General features: G+C 34.7%; 9 protein-coding genes. 7 read left to right on the top strand and 2 right to left on the bottom strand.

The window, feature by feature from the left end:
- Positions 1 to 237: 237 nt before the first annotated feature.
- Together UMR38_05270 and UMR38_05265 are read right to left on the bottom strand one after the other, a co-directional pair.
- The gene (locus tag UMR38_05270; protein ID MEC9485266.1) at positions 238 to 939 is read right to left on the bottom strand and encodes a GDSL-type esterase/lipase family protein; all 702 of its coding nucleotides are present in this window, start codon (positions 937 to 939) and stop codon (positions 238 to 240) included.
- Between the two features lie 36 nt (positions 940 to 975).
- A complete protein-coding gene (locus tag UMR38_05265; protein ID MEC9485265.1) occupies positions 976 to 1,896 on the bottom strand; it encodes a DUF1848 domain-containing protein in 921 nt (306 codons plus the stop codon).
- A gap of 253 nt (positions 1,897 to 2,149) precedes the next feature.
- Here UMR38_05265 and ord point away from each other — a divergent pair, with 253 nt between their 5' ends.
- The 7 genes from ord to UMR38_05230 are packed head-to-tail and all read left to right on the top strand — an operon-like array spanning position 2,150 to position 10,155.
- Entirely contained in the window at positions 2,150 to 3,196 is a 1,047-nt protein-coding gene (ord, locus tag UMR38_05260; GenBank protein MEC9485264.1) for a 2,4-diaminopentanoate dehydrogenase, read from the top strand.
- A 22-nt stretch (positions 3,197 to 3,218) separates the two neighbouring features.
- Positions 3,219 to 4,568, top strand: a complete 1,350-nt coding sequence (locus tag UMR38_05255) for a potassium channel family protein (GenBank protein MEC9485263.1) — start codon at positions 3,219 to 3,221, stop codon at positions 4,566 to 4,568.
- A complete protein-coding gene (gene ortA / locus UMR38_05250; protein ID MEC9485262.1) occupies positions 4,565 to 4,864 on the top strand; it encodes a 2-amino-4-oxopentanoate thiolase subunit OrtA in 300 nt (99 codons plus the stop codon). Before UMR38_05255 ends, ortA begins: the two co-directional genes overlap by 4 nt.
- On the top strand, positions 4,861 to 6,264 hold the full coding sequence (gene ortB / locus UMR38_05245) for a 2-amino-4-oxopentanoate thiolase subunit OrtB (GenBank protein ID MEC9485261.1): 1,404 nt from the start codon (positions 4,861 to 4,863) through the stop codon (positions 6,262 to 6,264). Before ortA ends, ortB begins: the two co-directional genes overlap by 4 nt.
- On the top strand, positions 6,248 to 6,610 hold the full coding sequence (locus tag UMR38_05240) for an ornithine aminomutase subunit alpha (protein MEC9485260.1): 363 nt from the start codon (positions 6,248 to 6,250) through the stop codon (positions 6,608 to 6,610). Before ortB ends, UMR38_05240 begins: the two co-directional genes overlap by 17 nt.
- Positions 6,603 to 8,810, top strand: coding sequence for a D-ornithine 4,5-aminomutase subunit OraE (gene oraE / locus UMR38_05235; GenBank protein ID MEC9485259.1), 2,208 nt, complete (start codon positions 6,603 to 6,605; stop codon positions 8,808 to 8,810). The genes UMR38_05240 and oraE overlap by 8 nt, the downstream gene beginning before the upstream one ends.
- Positions 8,800 to 10,155, top strand: a complete 1,356-nt coding sequence (locus UMR38_05230) for a glutamate mutase L (protein MEC9485258.1) — start codon at positions 8,800 to 8,802, stop codon at positions 10,153 to 10,155. Before oraE ends, UMR38_05230 begins: the two co-directional genes overlap by 11 nt.
- Positions 10,156 to 10,157 lie beyond the last annotated feature (2 nt).

Raw genomic sequence — 10,157 nt, 5'->3', positions numbered from 1 at the left:
GATACACCAATCTAAGGGGTAGAAATAGAGTAAGAAATCATATCTTACTCACTTTAGGATGTATGAATCTTAAAAAAGCAGCAAGATATCTCGAAAGATTATCAAATATGGACTAGAAAAGCTTTGGTTTTCGCAATGTAGTCTAAAAATACAAAAAATCGACTATGATTTGATAATCATAATCGATTTTCTTTTATTAATGTGGTGTTTGTCAACAGTCTGAGAGACTTAGAATTTCTAAGTCTCTTTATTAATATAATATGTTAAGACTTCTTCAAGTTTACGTGTGATAATAAGCGCGCCTGTTGAGTTTAAATGTACACCATCAAGTGTAACGTGTAACCCTCTATCTTGACTAACGCAATCAATCTCTTCTTTAGTCTTTAAATTTCTCACATCTTGCATAATACTCTTTAGACTTTTAGCAATATAGTCACTGCTTTCTTTGGCGTCTAAATAGTTTTTAAATTCCTGATGGAGATCAATATAATCTATATTCTGGTAAGTATTAACTAAATGTTCAATACTCTCTCTATACTCTTTTAATAGTTGATTATACTCGTTATCTAATTGTTCACCAATTAATAAAGGTGGTATAACAATTACATGTGTCGCTTTTTCTGTCACCTTACTAAGTAATGCGTCATACTTATCTTTAAAGGTTGTTTTATCCTTGGCCCACTTTTGCTTCGTAATTGTTTTATAGACTGAAAACGTCCAGGAGACCTTCACAAAAACATCATTTGCTCCAACAAAGAGCACAATAATATTTGCTTTTAGATCTAATCTTTTTAAGCGTGCTAACAAACTTGAGACGGTATCTCCTCCCTTACCATAATTGATTAGTTTGTGATTAGAAAAGGACTCTTTTAAAGGCGCAAAAAATGAAACGCCGGGAGTACCTTCTGTAAGACTATCACCTAAAAATATAATTTTCATTACAATCACCTATACTTTAACTATCTAATGTCAATATTATTGTGAGAACAAATTTGGTACCTTCTTGACTTTAGTAATTGTCTCTTCCCCAGTTAAGTGTCCAATTAGAAGGGGTGAGTTTGGATCGTGCTTTTGTGTGTTATTAATGACCGATGTGTTGTGATAATTGGCATAACAATATTTACAAAAATGTTTGCATGAGTTATAAGCACCAATATCTATACTGTCCATACACAAGCATGTTTCTCTTTGGTAAGGATCTTTTTCATAAATTAATTTTTTATCAAATACGTGATTAATGTATTCAGAATCTATACATTTTGCATGACTAATACCATACATAGATAAGTCCATTGCTTCACCACAGGTTTCAATTGATAAATCATGTTTGTTGGCTATCTCACTGAACTTATAAGCAATTATATCGATCTCTTTATTGGATAAAGGGTAAATTTTTTCTGTTTTTAAGGTCTTTCTTATTTTAGCATACTCATCTAAAAAACTTATGATGACCTTGTGTGTGCTATCTTTTAATTTTTCACATAAATACGTAAATGCTCTAATATGAAAATCAATAGTATACTTATCGGTTAATAAGATTGGATCATAACGCCAAATTACTTTCTCTAATCCAATTTTATCAGCGAGAACTTTGAATGTTTTTACACGGATATCTATTTTAGGTAACTGTTCTTCAATGTCTTTTTGGTATGGTGTCACGGTATATTGAAAGTAATAATTAAAGCCATTAAGTTTATTAAGCATAGGTAACATCGAAGCTGCATTCTTAGTCCAAAAAACAATTACATCAATGGACTTAGGTGTTAAACTAATATGCTTAATTTGATTAGGGTTGTATGGGTTAGCTGTTAAAACATATCCTTCACGGATACGGTTTATAAACCATTGTGCATAAAAAGCTGGAATATCAGTACGTCTAGACGCGGTTATAATCATTTTTATCACCCAAAAGTAATACTTATTGATATTAGTATAACATAGATTTATCAAGGACAGTTATTGTTAGGAAAAGAGTTATTTGTTTAGAAGAGCGTAAGGAAAATTATAATTAGTTAAAATTAGATGGTTAAATGACCAAATGAAGCATTAATCTTTATTAAAAATATATACTAAAACTGTTTCTTTGTAAGCGTTTTTATGATAGACTATACTGTGAAGATTTATAGTCTATGACAAAGGAGAATATTACATGCAGAAGATTAAAATTGTTTTATGGGGATTCGGTGCTATGGGAAGAGGAATGGCAGAAATGTTGCTTGAGAAAGACGGTGTTGAAATCACAGGTGTCTGTGATTTACACAAAGATTTTGTTAATACCTCAATGATTGATCATTTAAATGTAGCAAATTCAATGCATCCAGAAGTAATCATAACAGATGATATTGCATCTTTGTTAAATAAAGATAGATGTGATTTAGTATTATTAGCAACAGATTCGTTTACAAAAAAAGCCTTTCCAAAAATGAAGCAAGTTTTGGAGGCTGGTATAAACTGTATATCAACAGCAGAAGAGATGGCTTATCCACAAGCACAAGAACCTGAACTTTCGAAAGAACTTGATGTTATCGCGAAGGAAAACGGTGTCACTGTACTAGGGACAGGGATCAATCCCGGATTTATTATGGATTTACTTGTTGTTGCATTAAGTGGTACAATGAAACGTGTAGAGCATATCGAAGCTGAGCGTGTTAATAGTTTAAGTCCATTTGGACCAGCTGTTATGGAAGAACAAGGAGTTGGTATCACATTAGATACCTTTGAAAAAGGTGTCCAAAATAAGACACTTGCAGGACATGTTGGATTTAGAGAAAGCGTTGGGATGATTGCTGATGCATTAGGTGTTAAGTTAGACGGATTCAAGCAACAAATGAAACCAATCGTTACTAATGTCGATCGTAAAAGTCCATACGGAGAAGCAAAAAAAGGCAATGTAGCAGGTGTGAACATGACAGGACAAGGACTTGTTGATGGCAAAACATTTATTGATATGAAACACCCACAACAAATAGAACCAGAAATGGAAGGTACACACACAGGTGACTATATTCGAATCAAAGGTGTACCAGACATAAATATGGCCATCACACCAGAGATAGATGGGGGAATAGGAACAATTGCAATGTGTGTCAATATGATCCCTCACGTATTAAATGCTAGACCAGGATTAAAAACCATGATTGATTTACCTGTGCCAAGAGCTATTTTAGGTGACATGCGAGACTTACTTGAAGACTAACTATAAGTAAGGAGTGATTCGCTTGAAAAAAAATAATAGTAAGCGAAGTCAAAAAGAGTGGTATTTATTATTTAGTGGATTATTTTATGTCGGTGCTTTTTACTACATAAATATAACAGTTTATCACGGCACAGACTACATTGAAACTGGATTGTTTGCTTTTGCAGCACTGTTTGTTGTCTTTGTATTGTTACTGTTTAACGTACATAAAATAGTATTTAATTTCTTTTATCTACCACTTAATAGATTATTTAAAGAGGCAAAAAAAGAAGTGAAATCATCTAAAAAGAAGATACAAAATACCACATTTAAACGGTATCGTAGTATTTTCGCAATTATTTTATATGTGTTGATTAGCGGATTGTTAATATATTCTGTGGTAGTTGATGGGGTTCAAACCAATGAACGTGTAATTGATATTGTTTCTAGTGCGATACTAACAGAACTAGTCTTCTTAGTTATAATCTGTAGTTGGCAATATTTGTTTTACATTATACCAGATATCTTAGACCAATCAATTGATGCGAAAAATGGATTTATATTAACTTTATCTGCGGCTGTTATGGTGATGTTTATTGTCTTTCAAATTTTTGACATTATTTACCTAGCAGAAATCATGATTTTTATTTTAATTATCGGATTCATCGCTTTACTCGGTGTTAATTTAAATATGATTATTGGCGAAATAAATATCTTTCAAAATCTTATGGACAAACATAATAAGACAGTTACTAAAGTAGTATTTTTGGTCTTTTTCAGTTTTCATATCTATGTCATATTATATGCAAGTGTTGTTGCGTATAGTATTTATATATGGGAACCCGACAGTTATAATTTCAGTTATCAAGCTGAAGAGCAAGTAATCGTTGATACCGTTTATGATGACAATGAGATTGCCATAACACAAGTGTATGATAGCCTTGGGAGCCCAATTGATACTGTGTATGATAGCTTTGGGAACGAGTTAGATACCGTTTATGATGAAGAAACAAATCAAGTTGTTGATCGCATTTATACACAAACAGGTACTGAAATTATGCATTTTTATGACAGTAACGGTAATTATATAAACACAGTTTATGATGAAGAAGGAAATCAGCTATTTAATTATTTTTATAATGGGAACGGGTTATCTGCGTTCACGATACAAGATGTTAAATATACCTATGGTGATTTTTTGTACTACACGATTGTGACAATCTCTACATTAGGATATGGAGATATTTCACCATCATATGATTATAACATTGCCCAAATTTGGGGAGGATTTCTTAGTATGTATGGATTGACATTCTTTGCATTGTCAATTGGATTTGTCAGTAACATTGCTATGGAAGGTGTCACAGTAATAAGAGAGAAGGATGAAAAATGATAGAAAAAGGAACTTACGTTAGAATAAGAAAAACACTATTAGATCCAAAAGATAGAAGTCATAATTTACCAGATGATACGAAAAAAGTCCCACTAAAAATGTGGGTGAAAGGATTTTTACTAGAAGATGCTGAAATGTTTGATTATGTTGATATTCAGACAATTACAGGACGCATAGTTAACGGGAAGTTAAAAGAAGCAAATCCAAAATATAAACATGGTTACGGTGATTTTGTACCTGAAATATTAACCATAAGAGATATTATTAAGCAAGATCTAGGGGGCAAGAAAGCATGACAAAATACGAGAAGTTAATGGCCCGTAAGAATGAAATTATGAAAAAAAGTGTTGGTATTGATTATGCTAAATATGAAGAAGATGGTATTGGATTTGATTATGAAACCATGATGAATGATTTTGATTATTCTATTGAGGACATCAAACTTGTCCAACATCGTAACATGGTCGGAAATACACCACTCGTTGAGTTAAGAAATATCACAGCGTATGCGAGGAAATTTGCAAAAGCTGGATATGGTGCACGCATCTTGTTAAAAGATGAAGCCGCGAATTTAAGTGGATCATATAAAGCGCGTAGAGCAAGTATGGCAGTTGACCAAGCGAAAAAACTTGGTTATAAAGGTGTTATTGCGGCAACTAGTGGTAACTACGGTGCTGCGGTTGCAGCCCTTGCTGCTAAAGAAAATTTAGAATGTATCATTGTACAAGAGTGTTTTGATTCAAAGAATGTGAGTCAGCCTGAAATCTTAGAAAAGGCACGGAAATGTGAAGCATATGGCGCAGAAGTTATTCAACTATCTGTCGGTCCAGAGCTATTCTATACCTTTTTAGAATTATTAGATGAGACTGGCTATTTTAATGCCACTTTATATTCTCCTTATGGTATTAAAGGTGTAGAAAGTTTAGGAGTTGAAATTGCAGAAGAGTGCATGACTACCTATGGGAAATACCCTGAAGCGGTTGTTATTACCAATGCTGGCGGAGGGAATCTAACTGGGACTGCTAGAGGATTAAAAGCACAGGGGGCTAATCAAACAAAGATTATAGGTGCGAGTGTCAATCTTTACGGACTACATATGGCGAGCGATCAAGATTTTAATCGAAAATCTTTTACAACAGGTCATACTGGATTTGGCATACCATTTGCAATGAATCCAGACAGAAGTGATGTTCCAAGAAGTGCTGCACGTCCATTACGATATATGGATCAATATGTAATGGTAAACCAAGGTAGTGTTTTCTTTATCACTGAAGTACTAGCCCAATTAGAGGGTATGGAGCGTGGACCTGCAGGAAATACATCATTAGCTGCTGCTTTCAAATTGGCTCAAGAAATGAAAGAAGATGAGATTATAGTTGTTCAAGAAACAGAGTATACTGGTGCTGGAAAACACATAATGCCACAGCTATCATTTGCTAAAAAGAACGGTATTGAGCTTCTATTTGGGAATCCACTAGACGAAATTCCAGGTAAAAATATTATTTTTCCAAGAGATGCTTCCTATCTAGGTTATGAAGAGATTCCATTTCATGATATAAGATTAAGTTATTTAAAGAAATATAAACATATCTCATTAACTGATAAAGATAAAACCTTTTTAGAAGCAGAGTTACATATCAATCGATCAACATTAAATACATTACTAAAGGAGTTGCAGGATGAAGGAAAGAAATGATGATTTTCAACGTCGTAGAAAACACTTAACAGATATGAGTGATGAGAAACTTAAAGCCTATTTCTTTGAACTCGCTGAGAAAATTACAGATCCTTTACTTGACTTAGCATATCACAATACATCTAAATCTATTGAACGGAGTATCCTTCTAAGAATGGGATTCTCATCACCTGAAGCTAAAGCAATAGTAGATGTCTTAAACGAACATAATTTGTTAAGAAAAGGTGCTGGACACTGTGTTTTTAAAATACATAAAGAATTTAATATACCCTTACGCGAGGCAGGTATTAAAATCCAAGATGGTACACACCTAGACTATTTGATAGAGGTGTTTAATCATGCTTAAACCAAATGAAAAACTCGATATTAGACATATTTTAAATGATTTAGATACCTATAAGCCGAAACGTAAAGGTTGGGTTTGGCGTGATGTTGGACCTCAACAAATTGGACCATTTATATATAAACAAGCATCACCATCATTAAAAAACTATGTCCCATTAATGGGAGCGCATAGTGTTGGCAATATTGATCCACAACCTGATAGTGTCATCACTACAGAGATTGCTAGTGGCCGATTTGAAGATGACATTCGTCGGATGAGAATGGCAGCTTATCACGGTGCTGATCATGTTATGGTAATACGTACTGCCGGACAGTCACATTTTGATGGGTTGTTAGAAGGGACACCTCAAGGAATCGGGGGAATTCCTGTGACACGTAAACAATTGCGTGCGCAAAGGAAAGCCTTAGATTTAATTGAAGAAGAAGTGGGAAGACCCATTAACTATCATTCTTATGTGAGTGGTGTTGCTGGTCCGGAAATAGCCGTTTTATTCACAGAAGAAGGCGTTAATGGGGCTCATCAAGACCCTCAATATAACGTTCTTTATCGTAATATTAATATGATGAGAAGTTTTGTTGATGCGGCTGAGAGTAAACGTGTTATGGCCTATGGTGAGATTGCCCAGATTGATGGTGCACACAATGCTAATGCGACAGCTAGAGATGCATGGAAAGTGATGCCAGAGTTACTAGTGCAGCATGGAATCAACTCAGTATTTAGTGAAAAGTGTGGTATCAAGTCTGAGGATATTTGTTTATCAACCGTACCACCAGCTGCGCCACCAACCCCTGACCTGAAGCTAAATTTACCTTATGCAGTTGCCTTGCGAGAATTCTTTAGTGAGTATAAAATGCGTGCCCAAATGAATACAAAATATATGGAATCATCAACAAGAGAAGCCACAGTAACACATGTTTTAAATCTTCTTATATCACGGTTAACAAGTGCCGACATACAAAGTACAATTACACCTGATGAAGGACGTAATGTACCTTGGCATATTTACAATATTGAAGCCTTAGATACCGCTAAACAAGCCATGATAGGTATGGATGATTTATTGAGTATGGTCGCAATAAAGGATACAGGATACTTACATGATAAAAAACGTGAGATCCAAGAACGTGCGATTTTAATGATGGAAGAAATTCTTGAATTAGGTGGGTATTTTAAAGCTGTTGAAGCAGGGATGTTTGTCGATAGTGGTGAATACCCAGAACGCCATGATGATGGAATTAAGCGGGATATCAATGGTGGTGTAGGTAATGGCACAGTCGTCTTACGTGACAATGATTATATGGCCCCAGTTACTGCCCATTATGGATACAATAATGTTGAACAATATGATGTAGCGTGCAAAGATAATCCGTCCGAATTAATTAATGGTTGTACCTTTGAAGTACGCGATAAAATTCAATATATTGATGAGCTAGATGAGACAGACAATGTGTATCTTCGTCTAGATGAGACTGAGAAATATCGTAAAGGGGATATCGTAAAGCCAGAAGTAGAGTGGCTTGGCGATGGTACAGTAGTAGTTGATTTATTCTTCCCTATTGAAAAACGTATTGCTGAGGCTGCGGCTATTAAAACAGGTCAAGAAATGAATTTGAGCGATGTCGAAGTTATTCATTTAGAGGCGTTACATCCATCTGAAGGAACACGTGTTCAAATTAAAGGGAAATTTAATGTAGATATAAAAATAGATGACCTTGTATTGCCAGAGGAAATGAAGACTCACTCTGAAGATGAGGTCTTTGCATATATGAAAGAGCATAATATTAGTGTTGTCGCAGGAACGGCAGGAAATGACGAACACAGTGTGGGAATCCGTGAGGTATTAGATATTAAACACGGTGGAATAGAGAAATATGGTATTAATTATACGTATCTCGGAACCAGTGTTCCCATTGAGAAATTCGTCGATGCGGCTATAGAAACAGATTCACGTGTAATCATGATGTCTACTATTATAAGTCATGATGACATTCACTATAAAAATATGCGCAAATTACATAACTATGCGGTTGAAAAGGGTGTAAGAGATCAACTCATATTGCTTGCAGGTGGGACGCAAGTTACACCTGAAATCGCCCGTGAAAATAAAATGGACCAAGGTTTCGGAAGAGGAACTAAAGGTATCCATATCGCTAGTTATATACTAGATAAACATAAAGAAATGATGTCGGATGATCGTTGATGTCTTGATCGCAGAAATAGGATCAACTACAACAATTGTGAATGCCTTCAATATCCATGATGATATTGCTTTTGTAGGACGCGGAGTAGCTAATACTAGTGTGTCAACTGATGTTAATCACGGACTAAAAGAAGCAATTGCTCAGCTTAAACAAAGTTTAGGGGTGAATGATTTATCATATAAAGAAATGTTTGCCTCTAGTAGTGCTGCAGGAGGTTTACGCGTTAGTGTTCATGGATTAGTTTATGAAATGACAGTTAGAGCTTCTAAAGAAGCTGCGCTTAATGCTGGGGCAAATATTCATTTCGTTACAGCAGGCAAATTGCGAGAAAGTGATCTTAAGAAGATAATCTCATTATCTCCAAATATGATTATAATTGCTGGGGGTACTGATTATGGTGAAAGAGAAACTGCCCTATATAATACCGAAAAATTACTTACACTTGATTTAGAAGTACCAATGATTTATGCTGGTAATATAGAAAACCAAGAGCAAATTTTTCAACTGTTTACAGACGCAGATAAACTACACTTATTAAAAGTGGTTGATAATGTTTATCCAAGAGTCGACCAACTTAATATATTACCCTTACGTGAAGTGATTTATAAGACGTTCGAAGAACACATTATTCATGCGAAAGGTATGTCGCACATAAAAGAACTCGTTACAGGGGCTATTATGCCTACACCAGGTAGTGTTATGGAAAGTAGTATGTTATTGCGTGAAGAGATTGGTAATCTTATTACAATTGATGTCGGTGGCGCTACCACTGATATTCATTCAATCGCAAATGCCAGTGATGAATTTGCTTTATATATGGAAGGTGAACCTTTATCTAAGCGCACAGTAGAGGGGGATCTTGGGGTATTTATTAATCATAAGAATGTATTAAAAACACTAGATCAAGAAGCCTTAAAATCAGCGTTAAATATGTCAGAAAAAACCTATCAAACGTTGATTAAAAACTATAGTTATATCCCCCACACAGAAGAAGAATATGCATTAGTCTATCAATTGACAAAGCATTGTGTTATACAAGCACTAAATCGACATGTTGGTGATATGAAAAAAGTCTATACCTCATCAGGACAAAAAATAATTCCTGAAGGGAAAGACCTTACACAGGTAATTAATATTATCCTTACAGGGGGTGCACTCATTCATCTTCCTGACACAGAAAGAATCATCAATGAGTATATATTGAAGCACCCTAATAAGTTGTTGCCTAGACATGTCACAATTTATAAAGACCATAACTATATCATGGCATCGCTAGGTGTGTTATCATTAAAGTATCCAAAAGAAGCAACAATTCTTTTAAAGCAATCACTAAGATTGGAGTGATT

Origin of the sequence: Candidatus Izemoplasma sp. (assembly GCA_036172455.1) — a bacterium.
Classification (GTDB): domain Bacteria; phylum Bacillota_I; class Bacilli_A; order Izemoplasmatales; family Izemoplasmataceae; genus JAIPGF01.
The sequence above is the reverse complement of the archived record's forward strand: the minus strand, read 5'-3'. Positions and strand labels throughout refer to the sequence as shown.

Excerpts from the sequence above, each read along its gene's own strand:
- UMR38_05270 (MEC9485266.1), bottom strand. The coding sequence starts at position 939 with ATGAAAATTATATTTTTAGGTGATAGTCTTACAGAAGGTACTCCCGGC.
- oraE (MEC9485259.1), top strand. The coding sequence starts at position 6,603 with ATGCTTAAACCAAATGAAAAACTCGATATTAGACATATTTTAAATGAT.
- UMR38_05230 (MEC9485258.1), top strand. The coding sequence starts at position 8,800 with ATGATCGTTGATGTCTTGATCGCAGAAATAGGATCAACTACAACAATT.
- ortB (MEC9485261.1), top strand. The coding sequence starts at position 4,861 with ATGACAAAATACGAGAAGTTAATGGCCCGTAAGAATGAAATTATGAAA.
- UMR38_05265 (MEC9485265.1), bottom strand. The coding sequence starts at position 1,896 with ATGATTATAACCGCGTCTAGACGTACTGATATTCCAGCTTTTTATGCA.
- ortA (MEC9485262.1), top strand. The coding sequence starts at position 4,565 with ATGATAGAAAAAGGAACTTACGTTAGAATAAGAAAAACACTATTAGAT.
- ord (MEC9485264.1), top strand. The coding sequence starts at position 2,150 with ATGCAGAAGATTAAAATTGTTTTATGGGGATTCGGTGCTATGGGAAGA.
- UMR38_05240 (MEC9485260.1), top strand. The coding sequence starts at position 6,248 with ATGAAGGAAAGAAATGATGATTTTCAACGTCGTAGAAAACACTTAACA.